General features: G+C 56.2%; 29 protein-coding genes. 14 read left to right on the forward strand and 15 right to left on the reverse strand.

Features of this window, described 5'->3' with window-relative positions:
• Window positions 1–56: 56 nt before the first annotated feature.
• The 8 genes from ACILP3_RS00865 to ACILP3_RS00900 all read right to left on the reverse strand — a co-directional run bounded on the left by ACILP3_RS00865 (window position 57) and on the right by ACILP3_RS00900 (window position 7532).
• A complete protein-coding gene (locus ACILP3_RS00865; RefSeq protein ID WP_395614787.1) occupies window positions 57–2153 on the reverse strand; it encodes a sodium-translocating pyrophosphatase in 2097 nt (698 codons plus the stop codon).
• Between the two features lie 137 nt (window positions 2154–2290).
• Window positions 2291–3208: a thiamine-phosphate kinase gene (gene thiL, locus ACILP3_RS00870; RefSeq protein ID WP_395614788.1), complete on the reverse strand. Its 918-nt coding sequence runs from the start codon at window positions 3206–3208 to the stop codon at window positions 2291–2293.
• Window positions 3209–3264: 56 nt separating this feature from the next.
• Window positions 3265–3729, reverse strand: coding sequence for a transcription antitermination factor NusB (nusB, locus tag ACILP3_RS00875; RefSeq protein WP_395614789.1), 465 nt, complete (start codon window positions 3727–3729; stop codon window positions 3265–3267).
• On the reverse strand, window positions 3726–5015 hold the full coding sequence (gene hisD / locus ACILP3_RS00880; protein WP_395614790.1) for a histidinol dehydrogenase: 1290 nt from the start codon (window positions 5013–5015) through the stop codon (window positions 3726–3728). Before hisD ends, nusB begins: the two co-directional genes overlap by 4 nt.
• Entirely contained in the window at window positions 5002–5658 is a 657-nt protein-coding gene (gene hisG, locus ACILP3_RS00885) for an ATP phosphoribosyltransferase (RefSeq protein ID WP_395614791.1), read from the reverse strand. The genes hisD and hisG overlap by 14 nt, the downstream gene beginning before the upstream one ends.
• A gap of 98 nt (window positions 5659–5756) precedes the next feature.
• Window positions 5757–6671, reverse strand: coding sequence for an alpha/beta fold hydrolase (locus tag ACILP3_RS00890; RefSeq protein ID WP_395614792.1), 915 nt, complete (start codon window positions 6669–6671; stop codon window positions 5757–5759).
• An 18-nt stretch (window positions 6672–6689) separates the two neighbouring features.
• Window positions 6690–7208, reverse strand: coding sequence for a hypothetical protein (locus ACILP3_RS00895; RefSeq protein ID WP_395614793.1), 519 nt, complete (start codon window positions 7206–7208; stop codon window positions 6690–6692).
• A 45-nt stretch (window positions 7209–7253) separates the two neighbouring features.
• The gene (locus ACILP3_RS00900) at window positions 7254–7532 is read right to left on the reverse strand and encodes a BolA family protein (RefSeq protein WP_395614794.1); all 279 of its coding nucleotides are present in this window, start codon (window positions 7530–7532) and stop codon (window positions 7254–7256) included.
• A 43-nt stretch (window positions 7533–7575) separates the two neighbouring features.
• On the opposite strand from ACILP3_RS00900, the gene ACILP3_RS00905 reads away from it, so the two are divergent.
• The 10 genes from ACILP3_RS00905 (at window position 7576) to ACILP3_RS00950 (ending at window position 16795) form a co-directional block, all read left to right on the forward strand.
• Window positions 7576–8172 carry a J domain-containing protein gene (locus ACILP3_RS00905; protein ID WP_395614795.1) on the forward strand — a complete coding sequence of 199 codons (597 nt, stop codon included), beginning with the start codon at window positions 7576–7578 and terminating at the stop codon, window positions 8170–8172.
• A gap of 10 nt (window positions 8173–8182) precedes the next feature.
• A complete protein-coding gene (cobS, locus tag ACILP3_RS00910) occupies window positions 8183–9178 on the forward strand; it encodes a cobaltochelatase subunit CobS (protein WP_395614796.1) in 996 nt (331 codons plus the stop codon).
• Window positions 9179–9217: 39 nt separating this feature from the next.
• A complete protein-coding gene (locus tag ACILP3_RS00915; protein ID WP_395614797.1) occupies window positions 9218–9754 on the forward strand; it encodes a peroxiredoxin in 537 nt (178 codons plus the stop codon).
• Entirely contained in the window at window positions 9754–10950 is a 1197-nt protein-coding gene (locus ACILP3_RS00920; RefSeq protein WP_395614798.1) for an alpha/beta hydrolase, read from the forward strand. Before ACILP3_RS00915 ends, ACILP3_RS00920 begins: the two co-directional genes overlap by 1 nt.
• Entirely contained in the window at window positions 10950–12764 is a 1815-nt protein-coding gene (gene cobT, locus ACILP3_RS00925; protein ID WP_395614799.1) for a cobaltochelatase subunit CobT, read from the forward strand. The genes ACILP3_RS00920 and cobT overlap by 1 nt, the downstream gene beginning before the upstream one ends.
• A 64-nt stretch (window positions 12765–12828) precedes the next feature.
• A complete protein-coding gene (locus ACILP3_RS00930; protein WP_395614800.1) occupies window positions 12829–13500 on the forward strand; it encodes a nitroreductase in 672 nt (223 codons plus the stop codon).
• Between the two features lie 175 nt (window positions 13501–13675).
• Window positions 13676–15109, forward strand: a complete 1434-nt coding sequence (gene cysS, locus ACILP3_RS00935) for a cysteine--tRNA ligase (RefSeq protein ID WP_395614874.1) — start codon at window positions 13676–13678, stop codon at window positions 15107–15109.
• On the forward strand, window positions 15106–15462 hold the full coding sequence (locus ACILP3_RS00940; protein WP_395614801.1) for a hypothetical protein: 357 nt from the start codon (window positions 15106–15108) through the stop codon (window positions 15460–15462). Before cysS ends, ACILP3_RS00940 begins: the two co-directional genes overlap by 4 nt.
• Window positions 15459–16403, forward strand: a complete 945-nt coding sequence (locus ACILP3_RS00945) for a D-2-hydroxyacid dehydrogenase (RefSeq protein WP_395614802.1) — start codon at window positions 15459–15461, stop codon at window positions 16401–16403. Before ACILP3_RS00940 ends, ACILP3_RS00945 begins: the two co-directional genes overlap by 4 nt.
• Before the next feature lie 2 nt (window positions 16404–16405).
• A complete protein-coding gene (locus ACILP3_RS00950) occupies window positions 16406–16795 on the forward strand; it encodes a nuclear transport factor 2 family protein (protein ID WP_395614803.1) in 390 nt (129 codons plus the stop codon).
• Between the two features lie 275 nt (window positions 16796–17070).
• Here ACILP3_RS00950 and groL read toward each other — a convergent pair whose 3' ends face one another.
• The 6 genes from groL to hisB form a co-directional block, all read right to left on the reverse strand.
• Window positions 17071–18726 carry a chaperonin GroEL gene (gene groL / locus ACILP3_RS00955; protein ID WP_295494525.1) on the reverse strand — a complete coding sequence of 552 codons (1656 nt, stop codon included), beginning with the start codon at window positions 18724–18726 and terminating at the stop codon, window positions 17071–17073.
• Window positions 18727–18848: 122 nt separating this feature from the next.
• Entirely contained in the window at window positions 18849–19136 is a 288-nt protein-coding gene (groES, locus tag ACILP3_RS00960; protein ID WP_125230447.1) for a co-chaperone GroES, read from the reverse strand.
• A gap of 331 nt (window positions 19137–19467) precedes the next feature.
• On the reverse strand, window positions 19468–20226 hold the full coding sequence (gene hisF, locus ACILP3_RS00965) for an imidazole glycerol phosphate synthase subunit HisF (protein WP_395614804.1): 759 nt from the start codon (window positions 20224–20226) through the stop codon (window positions 19468–19470).
• The gene (hisA, locus tag ACILP3_RS00970) at window positions 20223–20951 is read right to left on the reverse strand and encodes a 1-(5-phosphoribosyl)-5-[(5-phosphoribosylamino)methylideneamino]imidazole-4-carboxamide isomerase (protein WP_395614805.1); all 729 of its coding nucleotides are present in this window, start codon (window positions 20949–20951) and stop codon (window positions 20223–20225) included. Before hisA ends, hisF begins: the two co-directional genes overlap by 4 nt.
• Before the next feature lie 94 nt (window positions 20952–21045).
• Window positions 21046–21657 carry an imidazole glycerol phosphate synthase subunit HisH gene (gene hisH / locus ACILP3_RS00975; RefSeq protein WP_395614806.1) on the reverse strand — a complete coding sequence of 204 codons (612 nt, stop codon included), beginning with the start codon at window positions 21655–21657 and terminating at the stop codon, window positions 21046–21048.
• Window positions 21658–21660: 3 nt separating this feature from the next.
• Window positions 21661–22248, reverse strand: a complete 588-nt coding sequence (gene hisB / locus ACILP3_RS00980; RefSeq protein ID WP_395614807.1) for an imidazoleglycerol-phosphate dehydratase HisB — start codon at window positions 22246–22248, stop codon at window positions 21661–21663.
• Between the two features lie 93 nt (window positions 22249–22341).
• Here hisB and ACILP3_RS00985 point away from each other — a divergent pair, with 93 nt between their 5' ends.
• The 4 genes from ACILP3_RS00985 to gmk all read left to right on the forward strand — a co-directional run bounded on the left by ACILP3_RS00985 (window position 22342) and on the right by gmk (window position 25373).
• Window positions 22342–22818, forward strand: coding sequence for an SspB family protein (locus ACILP3_RS00985; RefSeq protein ID WP_395614808.1), 477 nt, complete (start codon window positions 22342–22344; stop codon window positions 22816–22818).
• Entirely contained in the window at window positions 22815–24206 is a 1392-nt protein-coding gene (fumC, locus tag ACILP3_RS00990) for a class II fumarate hydratase (RefSeq protein ID WP_395614809.1), read from the forward strand. The genes ACILP3_RS00985 and fumC overlap by 4 nt, the downstream gene beginning before the upstream one ends.
• A 250-nt stretch (window positions 24207–24456) precedes the next feature.
• Window positions 24457–24651, forward strand: a complete 195-nt coding sequence (locus ACILP3_RS00995; protein ID WP_395614810.1) for a hypothetical protein — start codon at window positions 24457–24459, stop codon at window positions 24649–24651.
• A gap of 68 nt (window positions 24652–24719) precedes the next feature.
• Window positions 24720–25373: a guanylate kinase gene (gene gmk, locus ACILP3_RS01000; protein ID WP_395614811.1), complete on the forward strand. Its 654-nt coding sequence runs from the start codon at window positions 24720–24722 to the stop codon at window positions 25371–25373.
• Here the strand turns inward: gmk and ACILP3_RS01005 are convergent.
• Entirely contained in the window at window positions 25370–25846 is a 477-nt protein-coding gene (locus tag ACILP3_RS01005; protein WP_395614812.1) for a DUF3429 domain-containing protein, read from the reverse strand. The genes gmk and ACILP3_RS01005 overlap by 4 nt on opposite strands.
• Window positions 25847–25881: the final 35 nt, after the last annotated feature.

A 25881-nucleotide genomic window follows, 5' to 3' on the forward strand; every position in this document is an offset into this window, starting at 1 on the left:
AAAACCCCGCCGGAATTGCTTCCAGCGGGGCCTTAAAGCTTAATTTTCTTTAGGCGTTACATGCCGCCATGGGCCAGTGCCGCCAAGAGGAGCAAGGCCACGATGTTCGTGATCTTGATCATTGGGTTTACGGCTGGGCCAGCGGTGTCCTTATATGGGTCACCCACGGTGTCGCCAGTTACAGCTGCCTTATGGGCCTCCGAACCTTTACCGCCATGGTTGCCGTCTTCGATATATTTCTTGGCATTATCCCATGCGCCGCCACCCGAAGTCATCGAGATCGCAACGAACAGACCGCCCACAATCACACCCAGCAGAAGCGCGCCGAGAGCAGCAAAGCCCTCCGCTTGACCTGCAACGGCAGTGATGATGAAATATACCGCAATTGGCGTCAACACGGGCAGCAAAGATGGAATGATCATCTCTTTAATCGCTGCTTTGGTGACGAGATCGACGGTACGCGCATAATTCGGCTTTGACGCATAGGTCATGATGCCGGGGTCGTTTGCGAACTGGTCGCGCACGTCCTTCACCACTTCACCCGCTGCACGCCCCACTGCCGTCATGCCCATCGCCCCAAACAAATAAGGCAGAAGCGCACCGAGCAAAAGCCCGACGATGACATAAGGGTTTTCAAGGCTGAAATTCACCTGAAGATCGGGGAAATATTCCCGAAGGTCGGCGGTGTAGCATGCAAACAGCACCAATGCTGCCAGACCCGCCGAACCAATGGCATAGCCCTTGGTCACAGCCTTTGTTGTGTTGCCCACAGCGTCCAACGCATCAGTCTTTTCACGGACAGAATCGTCAAGACCAGCCATTTCGGCAATACCACCGGCATTGTCGGTAACTGGGCCATAAGCGTCGAGCGCCACGACCATACCCGCCAACGCCAACATCGCGGTCGCGGCAAAGGCAATGCCGATAACGCCAGCCAACTGATAGGCGATGATGATACCTGCACAGATCACAATCGTTGGCATCGCGGTGGATTCAAGGCTGATCGCCAGACCTTGAATAACGTTGGTGCCGTGACCCGTTTCAGATGCCTTCGCAATCGAACGGACCGGACGGTAATTGGTGCCGGTATAATATTCGGTGATCCAGATGATCAGGCCAGTGATGACAAGACCAAGCAACGAGCAATAGAATAATGTCTGGCCAGTGAACCCGCCAACATCATTTTTCATGCCGCCCAGGGCGAAGTCGATGGCGAACCAGATTGCCGGAACCGACAATATGGCCGTAACCAAAAAGCCCTTGTACATGGCGCCCATGATATTCTTTCCGCCGCCAAGACGGACGAAATAGGTGCCAATGATCGAGGTGATGACGCACACGCCGCCAATCAACAATGGCAAGCTCATAAGGTTCATGAACAACGCATTGTCCGTCACGCCCTGCACCAGCAAAGCGATCAACACCATCGTTGCACCAACGGTCACAACATAGGTTTCAAACAAGTCAGCAGCCATACCAGCGCAATCGCCGACATTGTCGCCGACATTGTCGGCAATAACGGCAGGGTTGCGTGGATCGTCTTCGGGAATGCCTGCCTCAACCTTGCCGACAAGGTCAGCACCGACGTCAGCGGCCTTGGTAAAGATACCGCCACCCAAACGTGCGAAGATCGAGATCAACGATGCGCCAAATGCCAATGCGACCAGCGCATCGATCACGGGACGGCTGTTCGGGGCCATCATGGCAATGTCTGTCAGATACCAAAAGAACACGGCAATCGCGAGCAAAGCAAGGCCCGCCACGAGCATGCCGGTAATCGCACCTGCGCGGAACGCCATGGTCAAACCGGCCTGAAGCCCGGTCTGCGCCGCGGCGGCCGTGCGTACGTTTGCACGCACCGAAATGTTCATTCCGATATAGCCTGCAACGCCCGAAAGCACCGCGCCGATCACAAAGCCGACGGTTGGAATGACCCCCAGGAACAAAGCCACCAACACCGCAACCACGACGCCCACAATGGCGATCGTCCGGTATTGACGGCCGAGATAGGCTTTTGCGCCTTCCTGAATGGCCGCAGCGATTTCCTGCATTTTATCATTGCCGGCCGGTGCACTCAGCACCTGGCGGCTGGTTACAAAACCATATACAATGGCCAGCAACCCGCATAATATTGCGATAATTGTCAGAGACATGAAATTATCTCTCCCCTCCTGTTTTCATAAACAACAATTGATGCCACTTCTCCTCCCGAGAAGCGCAGGCCGAGCGGGTATAAGGCGCGCTTATGAACTATGGCAACCCATAAACGCCGCATATGTCTCCGTTTGTATCATTGATGTTGATAACCAAGGGTGGGCGGCAGTTTTACCGGATTCCCGCCTTGTTTCAAAATCAAGCCGCCGCCGGCAACCACATGGCCAACCGCCGTTGCGCGCAATGGTATCGGGACGTCGGGCGATGCGGTGAACAGCAATTGATAATCATCGCCCCAGCTTGCCGCCTGCATCCGGCTTTCAAGGCTGTCACTACGATAGCTGATATAAAGCGGCGATAAAGGCACGCACGCAAGATCGATTTCTATGCCAATCTGGCTGGCGGTCGCCAATCGTTCGGCATCAAGCAGCAAACCATCCGACACATCCATCATCGCGGTGACAATCGGCGCAAGCTTTTGGCCGTCGGCCACCCGCGCGACGGGCCGGTTAAACGCATCCGCCAGCGGGCCAACTTCGTCAAAACCAGCGTCAATCAGCTCAAATCCCGCCAAAGCATCGCCGAGCGTCCCCGTTACATATATTATGTCACCAATTTGCGCGCCCGACCGTGAAGGGACCGGACGATGCGTTGCCCTGCCCAAAGCGGTCAGCCCAAGCGCACGTTTATCCCCGCGATTGGCAACGGTATCTCCGCCAAGCAAGGCGACATTATAATGCTTAAGTGCCTTATCCAGCCCAGCGGCAAACGCCCTGTCCCACGCATCATCGCCCAGCATGAAGCCAAGCAGCACGCCGATGGGCGCTGCGCCCTTTGCGGCCAAATCGGACAGGTTCGTCGCCAATAACTTCCACGCAACATCGGCTGGATTGGCGTTCGACCGGAAATGCACGCCCTCCGCCATCATGTCATGCGTAATAATCAACGCCGCATCGCCAATGTCGATCACCGCAACGTCGTCCATCAATCCACGCGCCGCAGGGTCAGTGGCAAAGCCACGCAAAAGATTGATGAAGCTGGATTCGCTGGTCATGGGGAAACGTTACCGCATTGCGAGGACATGCAGAACTATATTCAAGTCAGCGCCGTTCAGCGAGCGCGCACGTCCTTTGCAACGGCGTCCAGCAAGCCATTGACGAACTTTGCGTCTTTCTTATCAAAAAACGCATGGGCGACGTCGAGATATTCGTCGATGACTGTCGCGGTTGGCACATCTGGCCGCGCGATCAATTCATAGGTGCCGCACCGCAAGATTTGGAGCATCGTCTTGTCCAGACGGTCCATCTTCCATTTCTCACCCAGCTTGCCATCGACCAGTCCGTCGATTTCCACACGCCGCGCATCCACGCCCGAGACAACATCATCGAAGAAATCCGGGTCGGCATCGGCATATTGCGCGTCTTCAATTTCCTGCCCCAGACGGTGCGAATGAAATTCATTCAAAAGCCGCGCGATACCGATGTCTTCCATATCCATTTGATATAGCGCCTGCACCGACGCTAGACGCGCCGCCGAGCGGGATTTGGATTTGGCACTGGCGTTATTCGCACTCATAATCTTTTCCTGACACTCGCCGCATGGGCGGGTAAACCTTCGGCATCGGCAAGCGTTGCTGCTGCCGGACCAATTTTATGGATAGCGCACTGATCAAGCGCAATGAAGCTTGTCCGCTTCATGAAATCGAGCACAGACAGGCCAGACGCAAAGCGCGCGCGCCGTCCGGTGGGCAATACATGATTTGGTCCGGCGACATAATCGCCAATCGCCTCGGGCGTCATACGGCCCAAAAATACCGATCCTGCGTGACGGACGAGGGCAAACAGCCGTTCGGCGCGGTCATCATCGACCGCAAGCTCCAAATGCTCCGCCGCCAGCCGGTTGACCAAAGGCATCGCGCCTTCCAAATCATCGACCACGATAATCGCGCCAAAATCCGTCCAGCTGGCCCGCGCAACCGCGCCGGTGGACAGCGTAGCAATCTGCGCGTCAACAGCCGCCGCGACTTGGGTGGAAAATTCGGCATTGTCCGTGAACAATATCGACTGGCTCGTCGGGTCATGTTCGGCCTGACTTAACAGGTCCGCTGCAATCCATTCAGGGTCATTTTGCGCATCGGCCACCACGACAATTTCCGATGGTCCAGCCACCATGTCGATGCCGACGACACCATAAAGCTGCCGCTTTGCCTCGGCCACCCAAGCATTACCGGGGCCCGTGATGACATCCACGGGACGGATACGTTCTGTTCCATAAGCCAAAGCCGCGATTGCCTGCGCCCCGCCGACGCGCCAGATTTCGTCGACACCCGCGACATAAGCGGCGGCCATAACGGTCTGGTTGGTTTCGCCGCCGGGTGTTGGCGTGACCATGACGATGCGTTCAACGCCAGCCACCTTGGCCGGAATGATATTCATCAAAACGGAGGATGGATAAGATGCACGGCCGCCGGGGACATAGACCCCCGCCGCATCAACCGCCGACCAGCGCGCGCCTAAACGCACATTGTCACTGTCTCGATAATCGCGGTCCTCTGGCAATTGCGCCTTGTGATAGGCCTCAATCCGCTTCGCCGCGAGCGTCAGCGCGTCGCGCAGTTCAGGCTCTAGCGCGTCATAGGCCGCCTTGCACTGCGCCGCGTCAATCTGCCACCCTGCTTTGTTCAGGTCAAAACCGTCAAAACGCTGCGTCATTTCCGCCAGCGTCACATCACCATGCGCGCGCACATCGCGGATCGTTTGCGCCACAGCGCTCGACACATCGGCATCCGCCTCACGCCGGCCATTTACCAACGCGTCAAATGCATCCGCAAAACCAATGTCAGAGGAATCAAGCCGCTGCACGGGCGCCCGTCAATTCCCGGAAACGTTGCACCATAGCCGGAATAGTCCCGCTCATCATCTTATACGCAGCACGATTAACGATCAGCCGCGCCGACACTTGGGAAATGACAGCCGTTTCGACGAGGCCATTTTCCGCCAAAGTTTTGCCCGACGACACCAAATCCACAATCCGTCCCGAAAGCCCAAGCGAAGGCGCCAGTTCCATCGCGCCGTTCAACTTCACACATTCGGCCTGAATACCACGCGCGTGATAATAGCGGCTGGTCGTGCCGGGATATTTGGTGGCCACGCGGATATGCCCGCCATTGACATCGTCAGGCACGCCCTGCGGCATCGCCACCGATATGCGGCAACGGCCAATGCCCAAGTCGACGGGCGCATAAAGTTCCGAATAATCAAATTCGTCGATGACGTCCGAACCGACAATACCAATTTGCGCCGCGCCATGGGCAACAAAGGTTGCGACGTCGAATGCGCGAACGCGAATGATGCTGATCGCAGGATCATTGGTCGCGAACAAAAGCGCGCGGCTGGCGTCGTCGAAAAACGCCGCTTCAGGCTGAATGCCCGCCGCTTGCATCAACGGCAAAGCCTCGTCAAGAATCCGTCCCTTGGGGATTGCAAAGATGATTGGTTCAGTCACAATGACCGCGCTTTACGGGTCGCAGGCGGAAAGGGCAATATGGCAGAAAATATAGGCGCCTATGATTTAGGGTCAGGTTTATTCTGCGCGCAGAACGTTTAACCCAAAAATGCGTCCATCGCCGCGTTAACCGCATCGGGCTGTTCCCAAATCACGAAATGCCCGCAATTTTCGACCGGTACGATCGTTACGTCGGGCACAAGCTCTTGTATGCCGTCAATGTTGCTGGACGGCAAAGCCAGGTCATCCATCGCCCACACTACTAAGGTCGGGGTCTTCAACTGCGGAAACGCGCCCGCAGCAAAGGCTGGGATTTCGGCATCTTCATCCATCGCGGGCACATATAATGCAGACGCGCGGTACCAATTGAGCATCCCGAAACAGGCGTCACGGTCCGTCCAATCGGCCAGCAACGCGGCGCGCTCCTCGGGCTCCATCGCGTTGGGCTTGTCCCATTTAATCGTTTTCAACATCAAGCCTGTCAGGCCCTGTTCCTGCACCAACGCATCATTGGCTGGATCGCGAAAGGCGCGAATATATTGGCTGGATTCGCGCTGGTTCATGTCGGTTATCAACAAGCGCTGGAAAATATAGGGGTGCGGCGCATTGGCGATAATCGCACGCGGCACCCGCCCTGCCCACGCGGGATTGAACGCGCCAGCTTGCCCATTTAACGCAACACTCCACGCAATCGCGCCGCCCCAATCATGGCCAGCGATGATGAATTGCTGCACATTAAGCGCATCGGCCAGCGCAAAAATATCGGCAGTGAGCTTATCCGCGGTGTAGGCATCCACCTCTTTAGGCTTTGACGTACCGCGATAGCCGCGCTGATCGGGCGCGATGCAATAAAAACGGTCGGCGAAATGCGCGATTTGGTGCCGCCAAGTCCGGTGTGATTCGGGAAAGCCGTGCAGAAAAATAATTGCCGGATTCTGCGGATCACCGGCCGTAAACACATCCATGTCGATGCCCGTCGACAGCGACAGGCGATGCGGGGTAAGTGCGATCATATCCTATGGCCCTATTACTTAGCTAACCCGCTTCACGCGGATGCCCCGGCCATTCATCACCAGCATGAAGCTGCCGAGCGCGCCGCGTTTGATGATAAAGGCTTTACCATCCTTCAACAGCAAGGGTGTGGCTTCCATGGTCTGCCAAACCCCTGCATCTTTGACGGTGAATTGGTATTTGCCGGCACCTATGGATCGCACGCCCGCAAGATCACCTTCGACCTGTTTGAATTCGGCTTCCTGCTCTGCGTCGCTTTCTCCAAAAAACGGAATTTTGGGTAAGGAAAAACCGAACAAAGACTTTTTGGTTTTGCGGACATCATCTTGGTCCAACATCACAATCTGCCGATTGTCGGTGGCATCTTCCAATGCCTTCGTTGCCGCATCGAAGCACGCAAGACGCGCGGTGGCATCGGCCACGGCGCGACACGCGACAATGTCTGTATACACCTTTGGCCGGTTCGTCTCGGTATCGGCGGCAAAAGCAGGCGAAGCGCATAAAGCAACCAAAAGAACAGCTTGAGTCAATTTAGGCATATATTCGTCTCCTATATGGGCCGATGTTTTGCTGTCGTGGAATAGCTAAATCTCGCCGGGTGCACTAGCCTTGATGGCCAGCGCATGGACGCGCGTTCCGGGAATATCACCCAGCGCCTTGTTCACCATACGCTGCCGCATCAGGCGGGCAACGCCGACAAAGGCCGCGCTTTCGATTTCGATGGTGAAGTGGGATTCGCCCGACCCATCATCGCCGCTATGGCCGTGATGTTTGGCGCTGTCGTTAATGACGGCAAGGCGGGTTGGCGCAAATGCTGTTTCAAGCAGCATTTCCATTTCAAGTTGTGCAGGACCTTTTTTCATGACCTGCTCTTCCCATATGGCAGGTTTTTCGCCAAGGAAAATCATGGCCTCCGAGCGTTCCACTGACCGATTTCACGGCCGCGTTCACGGCGCGGGGCGGCCATGCGCCTATCCGCGCTGCCATGAAGCGGGGGAATTTCGCGCGCCTGATCCGAAAGGACAGGCCGCATCGGCCAACGGCCCGGGTGACTATCAATATCTCTGCCTTGACCATGTGCGGCAGTTTAACGCGGGCTATAACTGGTTTGCGGGCATGACCGCCGATGAAATTTCCATGGCGCAAAGTCCAACACAATTCTGGCCCAGCGAAGCGCGCGCTTTTCGCGCCAATGGCAATGTCGATTCGCCACCGAAATGGGCGGACTTTACAGACCCGCTGGATGCAATCTCCACACGGTTCCGTTCGCGCCTACCCAAAGAGCGTGCCGATGGCCATTTTCTGTCTCTAGAGGACCGCAAAGCCCTGCGAACGCTAGGGCTTGGCGAGGATGCCGACCGCCGCGCCTTGCGCAGCGCCTATTCAGCGAAGGTGCGCGCTTATCATCCAGACAAAAATGGCGGCAACCGCTCTTATGAAAAGGCTTTGCAAGACGTGATTGCTGCCTATACGCACCTTAAAACTTCGCCCGCTTTCATTTGACGAGAATAATATGACTGACATCCCAAATATCCAACCCGATAGCCGCGAAACGACCATCCTCGCTGCCCCTGACAAAATGGTCAGCGTGCGTGAATTGTTCGGCATTGATGTGGATATGGAATGCCCCGCTTTCTCCATTGCCGACGAACGGGTGCCTGACACCGACGACAGCTATGTGTTTGACCCTGACACCACCCTCGCGATCCTCGCTGGCTTTGCCCATAACCGCCGCGTGATGGTGCAAGGTTATCATGGAACGGGTAAGTCCACGCATATTGAACAGGTTGCCGCGCGTCTGAAATGGCCTTGCATCCGTATCAACTTGGACGCGCATATCAGCCGTATCGACCTTATCGGCCGCGACGCCATTGTTTTGCGCGACGGGCAGCAAGTGACCGAGTTCCGTGAAGGCCTGTTGCCTTGGGCATTGCAAACGCCGACGGCATTGGTGTTCGACGAATATGATGCTGGCCGCCCTGATGTGATGTTCGTGATCCAACGTGTATTGGAAACCGAAGGAAAGCTGACGCTGCTCGACCAAAACCGCGTCATTCGCCCCAACCCCTATTTCCGCCTGTTCGCAACGGCCAACACCGTTGGACTTGGCGATACCAGCGGCCTTTATCATGGCACGCAAGCGATCAACCAAGGCCAGATGGACCGTTGGAACATCGTTGTCGGCCTGAACTATCTGCCTGCGCAGGTTGAAAGCGAAATTGTTTTGGCCAAAGCATCGGGCACGGATGCCGCCACCGTCGCCAATATGGTAAAGGTCGCCGAAATGACACGGCAGGGCTTCATCAACGGTGATATCTCAACAGTCATGAGCCCGCGTACAGTTATCACTTGGGCGCAGAATACCGCGATTTTCAAAAATGTTGGCTTTGCCTTCCGCCTGTCATTCCTCAACAAATGCGATGATGCGGAACGCGCCTTGGTTGCCGAATATTATCAGCGCGTTTTTGGCCAAGATCTGCCGGAAAGCGTCGTTGGCAAAACACAGTAAGTACCGGCTATTTCGCCACTTCGGTTGAAGGAACGCATTATGAAACGCTTCGCACTTGCTCTTGCACTTATGTTGTCGGCATCACCGGCATTTGCCGCGTTAAAACCCGGAACACGCGCAACCGACTTTACGACGCAAGCCGTGCTGGCCGGCAAGGCCGACACCTTCAACCTGAACAAGGCTTTGAAAAAAGGGCCTGTGGTGCTGTATTTTTATCCCAAAGCGTTCACATCAGGCTGCACGGTTGAGGCGCATGAATTTTCCGAGGCCGCCGATGACTTTGCCGCTTATGGTGCGTCGATTGTGGGTATGTCGGCGGATAATCTGGAGACGCTAAAACGCTTTTCGGTTGAGGCCTGCCGCAACAAATTCATGGTCGGCATCGCAACCAAGCCCATGATCAAAAATTACAAGGTCAGCATGCCGATGATGGGCGGCACCAACCGCACGACTTATGTCATCGCGCCTGATGGCAAGGTGTTATTTGCCTATGCGCAGCTTGGCGTGAAGGGCCATGTTTCCGGCGCGCTGAACGCGGTAAAGGCATGGCATGCGTCGCACGCCAAGCGGAAGTAATGCGTAAACTCTCTTTCCTGCTTTTGCCAATGCTCCTGTCTGGTTGCACCGTGGCCGTCGCCTATGGCGATGTACCGCACAGCAGGCTGGTGGAAAATCCGCGTTGCAATCCATCGCAGAATGATAGCGCCGCGATAGCCGGCAAAGACCATTTCATCGTCACAAGCCGGCTGCCAGACTGCCGCGGCGACATGATAGTCCTGACCAACCACAGGGCCGACCGCGTGCGCTACGCCCGCTTTGCGCCACCCGAAAAGATCAAGCCGGTAAAGGGCGATACGCAAGTGGTAGTGCCACTTGCATTCCAACCAGAGGATGCATGGTGGGATGGCCTGCGTGATGCGGCGAACCTGCGCAAAGGCCGTGTGCTATTATATGTCCACGGCTATCGCGAAACGCTGGCGACTACGGCGCGCGACGCGGTGCAGATTGGCGCGACGAGCAATTTTGACGGGCCAATCGTCCATTATAGCTGGCCCTCACAAGGCAATTTACTGAGCTACGCCGTTGATGAAACCAACATGTATTGGGACGAACGCAATTTTCGCAATTTCCTGACCAAATTGGCGCGGACGGAGTGGGTCAAGGAGATCGTCGTCGTCTCCCATTCGCTTGGCGCGCGGCTTGTTATTCCGGCTGTTGAATATGTCGACCGCACGTCGACCAACGCCGATTCTAGCAATATTTCCAATATCATATTGACCTCGCCCGATGTGGACCGCGAAGATTTTGAACGCGATATCGCAGAAGAAGTCCTCGCCGCGCGGCGCGTCAACAATGACCGGCGGGTGACTGTCTATGCCTCGCTTAGCGACCGCGCTTTGGCCTTATCGCGCGCGGTGCATGGTTACCCCCGCTTAGGCTCGCCTTTTTGCTTCAACCCTTTTGAGGCAAAGGAATTAAAGGCAAAGGGCCTGCCGCAACGCTGCTTTGCGACCAAGACGAAATATCAGACCGAGCCTGCCAAAACTGGCTTTACTATTGTCGACACGACCGATGTTTCCGGCGGCGGCGCGGGCCATAGCGATTATTTGCGTAGCTTTGCCGTCTGCAAGGATTTTGCCGCCGTTGTAAACGGTGCACGCACAACCGAGGACCGCGTGGCGACCAAGGATGCACATGTCTTCACGCTACGCGCGCCTGCGAAACCAACGAAGGAAGACATTGCCGCGATGTGCAAGAGGCTGCCCGATTAATGTCCAGCGAATCCCCTCTTGAACTATTTAAACAAGTGCTGACTGGCACTGCCCGTGCGCTCGCGCATGAGCCGGAGGTGGAATTGGCCTTCACCGCCGACGCGCCAAGCCAGGCGGGCAAGAATTTCAAGGTCCCCATGCCGGGCCGCCTTCTTCCGCCCGATCAAGTGGCTGAAGCGCGTGGTTTCGCCGACAGCTTTGCGTTGAAGTTAAAGCATCATAACCCCGCCCGCCATGCCGCACTGCGTCCATCCGAAGTCATTGCCGGCGCCGCATTTGACGCGGTGGAGAATGCACGCGTTGAGGCGCTGGGTTCGCGCGACATGGCGGGAATTGCCGCAAACCTTGGCTATGCGCTTGAACTCAAAATGCGCACCGACCCGATTGCCCGCGCACAAGCCCCTGACGAAGTGCCCATTTCTACGGCCTTATCGTTGATCGTGCGCGAACGGCTGACCGGCGCACCCGTGCCAGCAGGAGCCGCCGCAGGCGTCGATATGCTGCGCGGCTGGATCGAAGAAAATGCTGGCAGTGATCTTGATGCGCTGGCGCTCGCGCTGGACGATCAAAGCGCCTTTGCCGCGCTGACCCAGTCCATGCTGGAGCATCTGAACCTTACCGAAGGTGATGTTGATCCGTCCGATGCCGACGATGGCGGCGACGATGCCGAAGATGCGCAAGACCAAGACGGCGACAGCGAAGATGATGGCGAAGGCGAAGCTGGCCAAGCCGAAGCCCGTGCCGAACCACAGCAAGGCGAAGGCGAGGAGACTGAGGCCGATTATGACGGCGAAGACATGGACGACCAAGATGGCGCCGATGGTGAAATGGGCGATGACGGCATGCAGCCTGTCACGCCGCAGCGCCGCAATTGGGACCATTTGCCGCAAAGCGATTATAAAATCTGGTCGACCAAATTTGACGAGACAATCACCGCGACTGAGCTTGCCGACGAAGAAGAGCTGAACCGGCTACGCGCCTATCTCGACCAACAATTGTCAAACCTGCAATCGGTGGTGACAAAACTCGCCAACCGCCTGCAACGCCGCTTGATGGCGCAACAAAACCGCAGTTGGGATTTCGACCAAGAAGAGGGCATGCTCGACGCCGCGCGCCTTGCGCGTGTCGTGGTATCCCCCGGCAGTTCCTTGTCCTACAAAATCGAACGTGAGACTGATTTCCGCGATACTGTGGTCACATTGCTCATCGACAATTCAGGCTCCATGCGCGGACGGCCAATCAGCATTGCCGCGATTAGCGCCGACATTTTGGCGCGCACGCTGGAACGCTGCGGGGTCAAAACCGAAATATTGGGCTTCACCACCCGCGCGTGGAAAGGCGGACAGGCACGAGAAGACTGGCTTGCCGCTGGCCGCCAACCCATGCCCGGCCGCCTCAACGATTTGCGCCACATCATCTATAAAAAAGCCGATGAGCCATGGCGTCATGCCAAGCGCAATTTGGGCCTGATGATGCGTGAAGGACTGCTGAAAGAAAATATCGACGGCGAAGCCTTGCTTTGGGCGCATAACCGCTTGATCGCGCGCGCCGAAGACCGCCGCATCTTAATGGTCATTTCGGATGGCGCGCCTGTGGACGACAGCACTTTGTCGGTCAACCATGGCGGCTATCTGGAACAGCATTTGCGCAAGGTCATCGAGATGATCGAAACGCGCTCACCTGTGCAATTGGTCGCCATCGGCATCGGCCATGACGTCACGCGTTACTATAAACGCGCCGTGACGATCATGGACGTCGAACAACTTGGCGGCACGATGATTGAGCAACTGGCTGGGTTGTTTGACGAGGAATAAGCTTGCCTTTCCCGCCCCGCTTAATATGATTTAATCAAACGATTAAACCTGCGGGGAAATAGAGATGAACGTTACCGAAGCCGTCACCTCACGGCGCTCTGTCCGGCAATTTCTGGATAAACCCGTGGATCAGGCCATACTCGAACGCGTTCTCGCCAAGGCGCAGCGTTCGCCGTCTGGTGGCAATACGCAGCCTTGGAATGCCGTCATCCTCACAGGTGCGCCGCTGGCTGACCTGACCGCGAAGATTAAGGCCAAGGTTGCCACTGCGCCATTGGGCGATGGCCATGAATATAGCATCTACCCCAAGGGCTTGGATGGCCGATATGAAGAGCAACGGCGCGGCGTTGGCAAGGCGATGTTCGATGCGCTTGGCCTTGCGCGTGAAGATGGTGCTGGCCGCCTCGCGCAGGTGGGCAAAAACTGGGACAGCTTTGGCGCGCCGGTGCAATTATTCACCTACACCCGTAAATATATGGGTCCGCCGCAATGGTCGGACATGGGCATGTGGTTGCAAACGGTGATGCTATTGCTGCGCGAAGAGGGCCTCGACAGTTGCGCGCAGGAAATCTGGGCGATGTATGGCACGACAATGCGCGAAATTCTGAATATTGATGATGACCATATCTTCTTCTGCGGCATGGCGATTGGCTATCGCGATTCAGACGCCGCCGTGAACAACTTTAGTGTGCCCCGCGTGGAGATGGATCAAGCGATACGCTGGGACGGGTTTTAGCAAACTACGTCATACTGAACTTGTTTCAGCATCCATTATGCCACGCAAACCGCAGGGCAGAGAAGCCAAATGGACCCTGGAGCCGCAGGCGTGCAGAGCACAAACAAGTTCAGGGTGACTTTGAAAGATTGGAGGTGGGTTGACCTCCGCACCCATTTCCAGCATCGCCATTCCCATGTCCGAGCTTAAACTCTTCAACAGCCTGACCCGGCAACTGGAAACCTTCACCCCTGTCCATGCGGGCGAAGCGCGGGTGTATACGTGCGGGCCGACGGTGTATAATTACCCGCATATCGGCAATATGCGCGCTTATGTCTTTGCCGACACGTTGGGCCGCGTGTTGTCTTACAAGGGATATAAGCTTACCCATGTCATCAACATCACCGATGTTGGCCATTTGACCGACGACGCCGATGCGGGCGAAGACAAGATGGAGAAAATGGCGGCGGAGAAAGCCCAGTCGATCTGGGATATCGCCCGCCATTATACCGAAGCGTATTGGGCCGATATCAAGGCGCTGAACATTCGTCAGCCCGCGCATTGGTCGATTGCCACCGATTATGTCCCCGCCATGATCGATTATGCCGTCAGCATTGCCGACACGCATTGCTACGAACTCGACAGCGGCCTGTATTTCGACACATCCACCGTCGCCCATTATGGCTCATTGGCCCGCGTCAAAACCGAGGATGGTGAAGGTCGGATCGAAGAAGTCGATGGCAAACGCCACGCTGCTGACTTTGCCATTTGGCGGAAGACGCCAGCGGGCGAAACGCGGCAGATGGAGTGGGATAGCCCATGGGGCAAAGGCGCGCCGGGCTGGCATCTGGAATGTTCGGTCATGTCAGAGGCGTTGCTTGGCCTGCCCTTTGACATTCACACCGGCGGCATTGACCATCGCGAAATCCACCATCCCAATGAAATCGCGCAAAACCAAGCGCGTTGCGGCAGCGACCATAGCGGCGCGCAATTTTGGATGCACAATAACTTCTTAATCGAACGCAGCGGCAAGATGAGCAAATCATCGGGCGAATTCCTGCGCGTGCAATTGCTGATCGACAAAGGCTTCCACCCCCTCGCCTACCGCCTGATGTGCTTGCAAGCGCATTACCGCAGCGAGTTGGAGTTTAGCTGGGAAGGTTTGCAGGCCGCGTTTGTGCGGTTGAAGCGGATGGTGATGGGGGTTGAGAAGATCCGTGAATTCACAACGTCGCGCCCTGACGGCAATTCTGCTGACGATGCCGGTTTTTTGTCATCTTTCGAAGAAGAAATTTCTAACGACCTGAACACTAGCAACGCTCTCGCAATCTTCGAAATAGTGTTGGGCCGCACGGACGTTAAACCTTCAGAGCGCTTGAAAGTTCTTCAAGCCATGGATGCCGTTCTTGGCTTAAATGTTTTAGTCGTTAATCGCACTGACCTACGTATCCGGCCCAAAGCTGCAATCATCACCGAAGCCGAAATCGAAACCGCCCTCACCGCCCGCAAGGAAGCCCGCGCTGCAAAAGACTTCGCCAAGTCCGACGCGATCCGCGACGATCTTATCGCCAAGGGCGTTGAAGTTATGGACGGCGACCCGCTGGGTTGGGATTGGAAGCTTGATATATGATGCTCAAAATTGCTTGGCTCATCCTTGCGGCTATCCACGCGTTGCCCGCGCTGGCGCTGTTCCGTCCGGCGATGATTGGGCAACTTTACCGCGTCGCTAGCGATAACCCCTTGTTTCTTCTGCTGCATCATCGTGCGGCGCTGTTCCTCGTTATCTTTCTGCTTGCTGTCTGGGCTGCTTTTGACCCTGCGAGCCGCCGCATTGCCAGCGTTGGCGTCGGCGTTAGCATGGTGTCATTCTTGGTACTCTATTGGTCTGCAGGCTCCCCGCCCGCGCTGAAAACCATTGCGATGACCGATCTTGTCGGCATCCCCTTCTTAATCTTTGTAACTTGGAAGGCTTTTGCCGCATGACCAAAACCAAACTCGTGATGTCGGGGCTTGTGCGTCCCCTCATTGAACCGCGTTTGCCCGACTGGATTGAACCGCATTTCTTCATGTCCAAAGAGGAGGCGCTTGCGCTCGCGCCGCAGGCCGAAATTGGCTGGTTTGATATGTATGACAAAGGCGACATGGCCACGGTCATCGGCGCCGCCACCCGCATGAAATGGCTGAACAGCATTTATGCCGGCGTCGACGGCATGCCGCTAAACCAGTTGAAGGCGCAAGGCTGCGTTGTGACAAATGGTGCGGGCATCAATGCCATCACCATTGCCGAATATGTGGTGATGGGCATGCTGACCGTCGCCAAAAACTATCGCGAAGTCGTGCGCGCGCAAGAACGGCGTGAATGGTTGCTGGATTCGCCGGGCAAGGTTGAGCTGTTCGGGTCAAAAGCATTGCTGCTGGGCTATGGTGCGATTGGCAAGCTGATCGAAGAGCGTCTCAAGCCCTTTGGCGTCGATGTTACCGTGGTGCGCCGCTCGGCGGGGCCAAATATGCTGCCCCCCGACCAATGGCGGGCGCAATTGGGCGATTTTGACTGGGTCATCCTCGCCGTCCCCGCAACGTCGGAAACCGACAATATGATTGGGGCGGACGAGCTTGCCGCGATGAAACCGAGCGCAACGCTCATCAACATCGCGCGCGGGTCGGTTGTCGATCAAGACGCTTTGGTCACCGCATTGCAAGCCAAGCACATCGCCAACGCGTTTCTTGACGTCACCACGCCAGAACCGCTGCCCGCAGACCATATCCTTTGGACGCTGGATAATGCCCATGTCACCATGCATTTGTCTGGCCGCGCGCAGGACAAGATGTTCGTCCGGTCGGCCACGCGTTTCTTCGAAAATCTCGAACGCTATCACAAGGGCGAGGCGCTGACCCCTATGGTGAATTTGGATCTGGGATATTGAACATGCCAAACCCCGCCGAAATCTGGCACAAGGTTGCCTTGTCTCGCGATGTCGACACAATCGCCGCGATCCTGCATGATGACTGCATTTTCGAAAGCCCCGTTGTCCACACGCCGCAATTGGGCAAAGCTATCACCGCCAAATATCTCGCGGCGGCGGGCCATACGCTGGGCAATGCGGAATTCAAATATGTCGGTGAATGGCACCGGGAAAATAGCGCAATTTTGGAATTTCAAACCGTCATCGACGGCGTTGCCATTAACGGCATTGATATGATCACCTGCGATGATGACGGCCTGATCACCCATTTCAAAGTCATGGTCCGACCGTTAAAGGGCATGAACATGCTGCACCACAAAATGGGCGAAATGCTGCAGCAGATGACGCGCTAATTGCGGTCAAGTCATTCCGGGATAAGTGACGGCGACGGCGGTTTGTTATCCTGAAACAAGTTCAGGATGACGAATTTTCACGCGATGCCGGGGGTCGCCCCCTCTTCGTCATCCCGAACTTGTTTCGGGATAACATAAATAGAGCCAAAGCCATGCTCTGCCCCCTATGGCGCTAGGGTGACGCCTAAAAAACCATAGCTACACCGAAAAAACAAAAAGGCCGGAAGGTTTCCCCTCCGGCCCGTTTTGTTTCAGCATGCGCCGAGCGTTTGGACTTAGAAGTCCATACCGCCCATGCCGCCCATGCCGCCCATGCCACCTGGCATGCCGCCAGCGCCAGCGGCTTTGTCCTCTGGCGCGTCGGAGATAGCAGCTTCAGTGGTGATCAACAGACCAGCAACCGATGCGGCATCTTGCAACGCGGTACGAACGACCTTGGTTGGGTCGATAACGCCCGAAGCCACAAGGTTTTCATACACATCGGTTGATGCGTTGAAGCCCATGGTCTCGTCATTTTCGCGCAACAAATTGCCCGAAACAACCGCGCCGTCATATCCGGCATTGGCGGCGATTTGACGCAATGGAGCGACAATTGCCTTGCGGATGATGTCGACACCACGTGTCTGGTCGTCATTGGCGCCCTTAAGGCCTTCAAGTGCCTTTGTTGCGTACAGAAGCGCGGTACCGCCGCCAGGGACGATGCCTTCTTCAACGGCTGCGCGGGTTGCGTGCAGCGCGTCATCAACGCGGTCCTTGCGCTCTTTCACTTCAACTTCGGTCGAACCACCGACCTTGATCACAGCAACACCGCCAGCGAGTTTCGCAAGACGCTCTTGCAGCTTTTCCTTGTCATAATCCGACGTGGTGTTTTCGATTTGCGCACGGATCGCTTCTACGCGGCCCTTGATCGCATCGGTTTCGCCAGCACCGTCGACGATGATGGTGTTGTCCTTGTCGATGGTGACGCGCTTGGCTTGGCCAAGCATGCCCAAGGTAACGGTTTCAAGCTTGATGCCCAGATCTTCGCTGATCATTTCACCCTTGGTGAGGATCGCGATATCTTCCAACATCGCCTTGCGACGATCGCCAAAGCCAGGAGCCTTAACCGCAGCAATCTTCAAACCGCCACGCAGCTTGTTGACGACCAGAGTTGCAAGCGCTTCGCCTTCAACATCTTCCGCGATGATGAGCAATGGACGACCCGACTGCACCACAGCTTCGAGGATTGGCAACATGGCTTGCAAGTTGCCGAGCTTCTTTTCGTGGATGAGGATATATGGGTTGTCCAACTCGACCGACATCTTCTCGGTGTTGGTGATGAAGTAAGGCGACAAGTAACCGCGGTCAAACTGCATACCTTCGACAACTTCGAGCTCGCTTTCACGGCCCTTAGCTTCTTCGACGGTGATAACGCCTTCCTTGCCGACCTTTTCCATGGCGTCTGCAATCATCTTACCGATTTCAGCTTCACCATTGGCAGAAATTGTGCCGACCTGTGCGATTTCCGAAGAACCCGCAACTGGCTTCGAACGCTTAACAAGGTCAGCAACAACAGCGTTTACCGCTGAGTCGATGCCGCGCTTCAGGTCCATTGGGTTCATGCCCGCTGCAACCGACTTCATGCCTTCGCGAACGATTGCTTGTGCCAATACTGTTGCAGTGGTCGTGCCGTCACCGGCAATGTCGTTGGTCTTCGAAGCAACTTCGCGGACCATCTGTGCACCCATATTTTCGAACTTGTCTTTCAGTTCGATTTCCTTGGCGACGGTAACGCCGTCCTTGGTGATGCGTGGTGCGCCAAAGCTTTTGTCGATAACAACGTTACGGCCCTTTGGACCAAGCGTTACTTTTACAGCATCAGCAAGAATGTCTACGCCGCGCAGGATGCGTTCACGCGCATCGCGGCCGAATTTCACGTCTTTAGCAGCCATGATAATTTTTCCTTTAGTGAGTTAGTCTCTGAATTCTCGTCATCCTGAACTTGTTTCAGGATAACGCGCCAACGTCGTGTGTTATCCCGAAACAAGTTCGGGATGACGATGGCTGAGTGCGCTTAGGAAACGATTCCCAAGATATCCGATTCCTTCATGATCAACAGGTCTTCACCGTCGATCTTGACTTCGGTGCCCGACCATTTGCCGAACAGGATCTTGTCGCCAGCCTTGACGTCGAGCGCGGTTACCGTGCCATCGTCGGCGCGTGTGCCCGTACCCACGGAGACGACTTCGCCTTCCTGTGGCTTTTCCTGAGCTGTATCAGGGATGATGATCCCGCCAGCGGTTTTTGCTTCGGCCTCGACCCGACGGACGAGAACGCGATCATGCAATGGACGAAATGCCATGTTGAACTATCCTTTTTCTGTTTCGCCATCCCGCCACGCCTACAACAAGCAGGGGACGGCAATGAATGTGCGTTGGCACTCATGTAGGACGAGTGCTAACGGAGCCCAGATAGGGTGTTTTTATGACAGGTCAAGGACTCGGGGTGCAAATTTTTTCATGCCGATGATGTCTCAAAAGCCCTGCTCTGCGGACATATGGCATGACGGCAAATCTGTAACGACGGCGCCTCGTCATCCTGAACTTGTTTTGGCTTTGCCAGCCTTCGGCTCCAGGATAACAATCGACGGTGGTGCGTTATCCTGAAACAAGTTCAGGATGACGAAATATTCTTTAGTCCCGCGCAGGCAATCCCGCCGCCCGCAACGCCGCATGGGCATCGGCGATGCTATATTGGCCGAAATGGAATATCGATGCCGCCAGAACCGCGCTGGCATGGCCTTCGCGCACGCCAGCGACCAGATGCTCCAAATTACCCACGCCGCCGCTGGCTACCACCGGAATATTGACCGCATCGGCAATCGCGCGGGTAAGTGCAAGGTCATAGCCGTCGCGCGTGCCGTCGCGGTCCATGCTCGTTACCAGCAATTCGCCCGCACCGAGTTCAGCGAGCTTCACCGCATGTTCCAATGCATCAATGCCCGTCGGATTGCGGCCGCCATGGGTGAAGATTTCCCATCTATTGCCCGTCCGCCGCGCATCGACCGAGGCCACCACGCACTGGCTACCAAAACGTGCGGCGATATCCGCGACTACCTCTGGCCGCGCTACCGCCGCGCTATTGACCGCGACCTTGTCCGCGCCCGCCAACAATAACGCCCGCGCATCGTCTGCACTGCGCACGCCGCCGCCCACGGTCAGCGGCATGAAGCATACTTCCGCCGTGCGCCGGACCACATCAATAATCGTGCCGCGCCCTTCATGGCTTGCGCCGATATCTAGAAAGCAAAGCTCATCCGCGCCCGCTGCATCATATGCCTGCGCCTGCTCCACCGGATCGCCCGCATCGCGCAGGTCAACAAAGTTTACGCCCTTGACCACGCGGCCATTGGAGACGTCGAGGCAGGGAATGACGCGGACACGGACGGTCACGCGCGCTCCGCCACTTTAATCGCCGTCGCCAGATCCAACCGCCCGTCATAAATCGCCCGGCCCGTAATCACGCCTTCAATGCCGTCCTTGGCATGCAGCGCGAGCATGTGGATATCGTCAATGCCCTTCACCCCGCCGCTGGCAATCACCGGAATGTTCACCCGCCGCGCCAGATCAACCGTCGCGTCGATATTGCAACCGGTCAGCATCCCGTCGCGGCCAACATCGGTGAATAGGATCGACGCAACGCCCGCATCCTCAAATCGGCGCGCCAGATCAATCACGGGCATGTCGGATTTTTCGGCCCAGCCTTCGGTCGCGACAAAGCCGTCGCGCGCGTCAACGGCAACGACGATACCGTCTGTAAATTCGCGCGCCATGTCTTTCACAAATTGTGGGTCTTTAAGCGCCGCCGTGCCAATCACCAGCCGCGCCACACCCATGTCGAACCAGCGCTCCACCGTCTGCGGATTACGAATGCCGCCGCCCAATTGGATGTAACCGGGGAAATTTTCGATAATCCCTTCAACCGCTTCGGCATTTTCGGGCCGTCCGGCGAATGCACCGTCAAGATCGACCACATGCAGAAATTGCGCGCCTTGTTCGGCAAACAGCATCGCCTGCGCCGCTGGATCATCGGCATAGACCGTCGCGCGGTTCATATCGCCCTCGGCCAAGCGCACAACTTCGCCACCCTTCAGATCAATCGCGGGGAAGACTATCATGCAAAATACTTTCTTCTTTGTGTCTTTGCGTCTTTGCGTGATAAAATTTGTTCGCACAAAGGCACAAAGACAGGAAGATGTTTGCGCGTTTTGGTCATGGCATCCATTCCAAAAAATGTTTCAGAAAATTGATGCCATAAGCCTGGCTTTTTTCAGGGTGAAACTGAACGCCCATGATATTGTCACGCCCGACCGCTGCAACGAGAGGACCGCCATGGTCCGTCCTCGCCAACACATTGGCTGCATCCAATGCATCAAAATGATAGCCATGCAGGAAATAAGCTTCGCCGCGCTCTATCAACGGTGCATTGTCGTGGGGCACGACATCATTCCAGCCCATATGCGGGATTTTCAGGTCCGCCGCTGGCGCAATCGCGCGCACCGTTCCGCCAATCCAACCCAGCCCGTTTGTGCTTCCATGCTCAACGCCTTCATCGGCGAGCAATTGCATACCGACGCAAATGCCGAGAAAAGGCGCAGCTTCCACCCGAACGCGCTGCTCCATCGCGGCGGTCATGCCATCAATGGCGGACAAGGCCTCCATACAATGCGCAAAGGCGCCTACGCCGGGCAGAACAATACGGTCAGCCGTGGCAACAATAGCGGGATCAGCGGTCACGCGAATGTCGATCGCGCCCGCCGCCTTCAACGCATTATGCACCGAATGCAGATTGCCCGCGCCATAATCAATCAGCGCAAGCGACACGGCCTACAACGTCCCCTTAGTCGACGGAATCGCATCCGCTTTGCGCGGGTCGATCTCAACCGCTTGCCGCAAAGCGCGGGCCAAAGCCTTATAACAGCTTTCCACAATATGATGGTTGTTCGAACCATATAGATTTTCGACATGCAACGTAATGCCCGCGCTGGTCGCGAAGCTGTGGAACCAATGTTCGATCAGCTCCGTATCCCATTCGCCCAAGCGCGGCATGCCCAGCGACACTTTCCACACAAAATAAGGCCGCCCCGAAATATCAAGCGCGCACCGCGTCAATGTTTCGTCCATCGGCGCATAAGCGGAGCCATAACGGGTAATGCCGCGCTTATCGCTTAATGCCTGCAACACTGCCTCGCCAATGGCGATGCCAGTATCTTCGGTCGTATGATGCTGGTCGATATGCAGGTCGCCTATCGCCTTGACCTTCAAATCGATAAGCGAATGGCGCGACAATTGCTCCAGCATATGGTCCAGAAAGCCAATGCCTGTGGACACGTCATACACACCAGTGCCGTCGAGGTTGACCTCAACATCAATGGACGTTTCGTTCGTCTTGCGACTGATAGAGCCTGTACGCATGGCCGCCGATATAGCCGCCTGCGCGCATTTGGCAAGTTGGCTTACGGCAATAAGCGTCTTGATTTCGGGCTCTCGGCGGTCCACCTAGCGGTGATGACCGAAGAGCATGTTGATAGCCTGATTCCTTATGATGATGTTGTGCAAGAGGCATTGCGCGCCGTGGTGGGCCGCGTGCTCGGCGATGTCGCCCGCGATGGCCTACCTGGCGACCATCATTTTTACATCACTTTCAAGACGCAAGCACCCGGCGTTTCCATTCCGCAACATCTGCATGAACGCTTCCCTGACGAGATGACCATTGTGCTTCAGCACAAATATTGGGACCTGAAGGTGGAGGCATCGCATTTCGAAGTTGGCCTGTCTTTCAACCAAATTCCATCGCATCTGTTCATCCCATATTCCGCAATCACCGCCTTTGTTGACCCAGCGGTGGACTTCGCGCTGCAATTCCATGTGGACGCAGGTGAAGGCACGCCCGAACCGCATGAAGAAGCCGGCAACGACGGCCCCTCCGTTGTCGTCGAAGACGGCTCCAACGTCGTCAGCGTGGACTTCGGACGGAAAAAGTGACGGGGCAATCCCGCACGGAAACCGACAGTTTTGGGCCCATTGACGTTCCTGCAGAGGCCTATTGGGGGGCGCAGACGCAGCGGAGCATCGCCAACTTTCCCTTCCCGGCGCATGAACGCATGCCGATGGGCATTATCTATGGCCTTGCGCATGTGAAACGGGCGGCGGCGCTGACGCATAAGGCATCGGGCGCGCTGCAAGCCGACATATCTGATGCCATCATTGCCGCAGCAGACGCGATATTGATGGGCAATTATGACACGCAATTCCCGCTCGTCATCTGGCAAACAGGCAGCGGCACACAATCGAACATGAATGTGAATGAGGTGATTGCAAGTATCGCCAATGAAACACTGACGGGCACGCGCGGTGGCAAGTCACCTGTGCATCCCAATGACCATGTCAATATGGGGCAATCGTCGAACGACAGCTTTCCCACCGCTTTGCATGTCGCAGTCGCCTTGGCGGTGCATCATGGCCTCTTACCCGCGATGGTCCGCCTGACCGATGCACTTTCTGCAAAATGCACGGCTTGGGACGACATTATCAAAATCGGCCGCACCCATTTGCAGGATGCGACCCCGCTGACGCTGGGGCAGGAATTTTCCGCTTTTGTCGCACAATTGATAGCTTGCCGAGCGCGGATCGAAGGGGCGGTGGTGCATGATGTCCAGAAATTGGCACAAGGCGGCACGGCGGTTGGCACAGGGTTGAATGCGCCAAAGGGGTTTGACGTCGCCATCGCCGCCGAAATATCGGCCGCAACTGGCATTGTTTTTGCGCCTGCCGCCAATAAGTTTGAGGCTTTGGCCTCTAATGACGGGCTGGTGCAGATGTCGGGCACGTTGAATACGCTTGCGGTTAGTCTGACCAAAATTGCCAATGACATCCGCTTATTGGGGTCCGGCCCGCGCTCCGGACTTGGCGAGCTAATCCTCCCCGAAAACGAGCCCGGCAGTTCGATCATGCCCGGCAAGGTCAATCCGACGCAATGCGAGATGTTGACCATGGTGGCCGCACAAGTCATCGGCAACCATCAGGCGGTGACCGTAGGCGGGATGCAGGGGCATCTTGAGCTTAATGTGTTCAAGCCGCTTATCGGTGCAAATGTCCTGCGTTCGATTGAACTGCTCGCCATTGGTATGGATAGCTTTGCCAAAAACTGCGTCGATGGCCTTGAACCCGACCGCGCGCGCATCGCCGACTTGGTCGACCGATCGCTCATGCTTGTCACCGCGCTTGCACCAATTATCGGCTACGACAATGCCGCGAAAATCGCCAAACAGGCACATCGCGACGGAACCACCTTGCGCCAAGCGGCATTGTCATCCGGTCTGGTTGACGAAGCAACCTTCGATACCCATGTCAGGCCAGAGGATATGGTTTAAGGCATTGCACCGTCATGCTGAACTTGTTTCAGCATCTTAGTTTTTTGACGGTGGCGATTTAAGTAAGATCCTGAAACAAGCCACCGCCGCATGTTATGCTGAAGCAAGTTCAGCATGACGACGGGAGTGGAACAAGAAGCGACGAGAATAATCTCGTCATCCCGAACTTGTTTCGGGATAACGGACCACCGCCGTATGTTATGCTGAAACAAGTTCAGGATGACGAAATTTGAGGGATCGGAAAAAACATATGCTAAAATCCATCGCAGGAGCCGTCATCGGCGAAGTTATTGGACGCAAGCAGGGTCATGGCTTGCTAGGCGCGGGCATTGGTCTGGTGGCCACACGGCTGGCGACCCGCTCTATTCCCGGCCTTTTGCTGGTCGGTGGCGCGATTGCAGCCAAAGCCATCTATGACAAAAGCAAAGAGCGTAAGGGCGGCTAACCCGTTTTCGCCATCCAGGCCTGCGCTTCCCTCTTGACGCCGCCCTGCCCTTTCGCGCAGTAGCGGCTATGGCCCATAATGACCCTCATAAGCCGCATGAATTAGAACGCCGAGGCCTTCTGTTCGTCCTTTCATCGCCCTCCGGCGCTGGCAAATCTACGCTTTCGCGCATGTTGCTGGATGCAGATGAGAAGATCGCTTTGTCGGTATCCTACACAACCCGCCCTCCCCGACCCGGCGAGATTGAAGGCGTGCATTATCATTTTACCGATGTCGCCACATTCAAGCAAATGGCCGCAGACGGGGAATTTCTGGAATGGGCGCATGTCTTTGGCAACCGTTACGGCACGCCCAAAGGCCCCGTTGAGGAAAAGCTTGCGGCCGGTTGCGATGTCCTGTTCGACATTGACTGGCAAGGGGCGCAGCAATTATATCAAGAGGCTGGACCGGATGTCGTGCGTGTATTCATCTTGCCGCCATCGATTGAAGAGCTCGAACGCCGGTTATTCAGCCGCGCGCAGGATAGCGAAGCGGTAATTTCCGACCGGATGAGCCGCGCAAAGGCCGAAATCGGGCATTGGGATGGCTATGACTATGTGCTCATCAATGATGATGTGCAGGCCTGTTTTGAAAAAGTGCGGCAGATCCTTGCCGCCGAACGCATGAAAAGGCGGCGGCAAAAGGGCCTGATCGGTTTCGTGCGCGATCTTGCCGCCTCTTAAGCAAAGCCCGCCAGCAACAAGGTTAATCCGCCCAGCCCAATCGACAAATGCCAGCGCAGCTTCATCCAGCCAGCGGGCAAGGCACAGCGCACCGCCAACCAGCGGTCTCCCAAGGGCGATAGCAGCACGAAAAATCCAAGCCACGCCAAAGACGGGCCGGGCCAAGGCAGACCCCATATCCACGGCACATAAGTGGCAAGCGCCAGCAAGCTGGGTGCAACGGCAAGCGCGAAGATAGCATTGGCCGACATATCATCTTTACGGGTGGTCACGCCAAGCGCCCACCACATGCCGCCAATGAAGCTGAAGATAAATGCGGCATAGCCATAAGCCAAGGCAAGGCCAGTCCATTGATATTCGGAACCCGATAGCACCATGATGGCGGCAATAATCTGCGGCAATAATCCGGCATAGCCCGCGACAAAGGCGGCCTTTGGAATGGGGTGGAGTGTAAATGTCGCGCTATCTGCCATGGCTATAATCCTTGTATGCACCGCGTCACTGCCCG

The organism is Sphingorhabdus sp. (genome assembly GCF_044239665.1).
GTDB lineage: Bacteria > Pseudomonadota > Alphaproteobacteria > Sphingomonadales > Sphingomonadaceae > Sphingorhabdus_B.

Excerpts from the sequence above, each read along its gene's own strand:
- ACILP3_RS00865 (WP_395614787.1), bottom strand. The coding sequence starts at position 2,153 with ATGTCTCTGACAATTATCGCAATATTATGCGGGTTGCTGGCCATTGTA.
- thiL (WP_395614788.1), bottom strand. The coding sequence starts at position 3,208 with ATGACCAGCGAATCCAGCTTCATCAATCTTTTGCGTGGCTTTGCCACT.
- nusB (WP_395614789.1), bottom strand. The coding sequence starts at position 3,729 with ATGAGTGCGAATAACGCCAGTGCCAAATCCAAATCCCGCTCGGCGGCG.
- ACILP3_RS00890 (WP_395614792.1), bottom strand. The coding sequence starts at position 6,671 with ATGATCGCACTTACCCCGCATCGCCTGTCGCTGTCGACGGGCATCGAC.
- ACILP3_RS00895 (WP_395614793.1), bottom strand. The coding sequence starts at position 7,208 with ATGCCTAAATTGACTCAAGCTGTTCTTTTGGTTGCTTTATGCGCTTCG.
- ACILP3_RS00900 (WP_395614794.1), bottom strand. The coding sequence starts at position 7,532 with ATGAAAAAAGGTCCTGCACAACTTGAAATGGAAATGCTGCTTGAAACA.
- ACILP3_RS00905 (WP_395614795.1), top strand. The coding sequence starts at position 7,576 with ATGGCCTCCGAGCGTTCCACTGACCGATTTCACGGCCGCGTTCACGGC.
- cobS (WP_395614796.1), top strand. The coding sequence starts at position 8,183 with ATGACTGACATCCCAAATATCCAACCCGATAGCCGCGAAACGACCATC.
- ACILP3_RS00915 (WP_395614797.1), top strand. The coding sequence starts at position 9,218 with ATGAAACGCTTCGCACTTGCTCTTGCACTTATGTTGTCGGCATCACCG.
- ACILP3_RS00920 (WP_395614798.1), top strand. The coding sequence starts at position 9,754 with ATGCGTAAACTCTCTTTCCTGCTTTTGCCAATGCTCCTGTCTGGTTGC.
- cobT (WP_395614799.1), top strand. The coding sequence starts at position 10,950 with ATGTCCAGCGAATCCCCTCTTGAACTATTTAAACAAGTGCTGACTGGC.
- ACILP3_RS00930 (WP_395614800.1), top strand. The coding sequence starts at position 12,829 with ATGAACGTTACCGAAGCCGTCACCTCACGGCGCTCTGTCCGGCAATTT.
- cysS (WP_395614874.1), top strand. The coding sequence starts at position 13,676 with ATGTCCGAGCTTAAACTCTTCAACAGCCTGACCCGGCAACTGGAAACC.
- ACILP3_RS00940 (WP_395614801.1), top strand. The coding sequence starts at position 15,106 with ATGATGCTCAAAATTGCTTGGCTCATCCTTGCGGCTATCCACGCGTTG.
- ACILP3_RS00945 (WP_395614802.1), top strand. The coding sequence starts at position 15,459 with ATGACCAAAACCAAACTCGTGATGTCGGGGCTTGTGCGTCCCCTCATT.
- ACILP3_RS00950 (WP_395614803.1), top strand. The coding sequence starts at position 16,406 with ATGCCAAACCCCGCCGAAATCTGGCACAAGGTTGCCTTGTCTCGCGAT.
- groL (WP_295494525.1), bottom strand. The coding sequence starts at position 18,726 with ATGGCTGCTAAAGACGTGAAATTCGGCCGCGATGCGCGTGAACGCATC.
- groES (WP_125230447.1), bottom strand. The coding sequence starts at position 19,136 with ATGGCATTTCGTCCATTGCATGATCGCGTTCTCGTCCGTCGGGTCGAG.
- hisA (WP_395614805.1), bottom strand. The coding sequence starts at position 20,951 with ATGATAGTCTTCCCCGCGATTGATCTGAAGGGTGGCGAAGTTGTGCGC.
- hisB (WP_395614807.1), bottom strand. The coding sequence starts at position 22,248 with ATGCGTACAGGCTCTATCAGTCGCAAGACGAACGAAACGTCCATTGAT.
- ACILP3_RS00985 (WP_395614808.1), top strand. The coding sequence starts at position 22,342 with ATGACCGAAGAGCATGTTGATAGCCTGATTCCTTATGATGATGTTGTG.
- ACILP3_RS00995 (WP_395614810.1), top strand. The coding sequence starts at position 24,457 with ATGCTAAAATCCATCGCAGGAGCCGTCATCGGCGAAGTTATTGGACGC.
- gmk (WP_395614811.1), top strand. The coding sequence starts at position 24,720 with ATGGCCCATAATGACCCTCATAAGCCGCATGAATTAGAACGCCGAGGC.
- ACILP3_RS01005 (WP_395614812.1), bottom strand. The coding sequence starts at position 25,846 with ATGGCAGATAGCGCGACATTTACACTCCACCCCATTCCAAAGGCCGCC.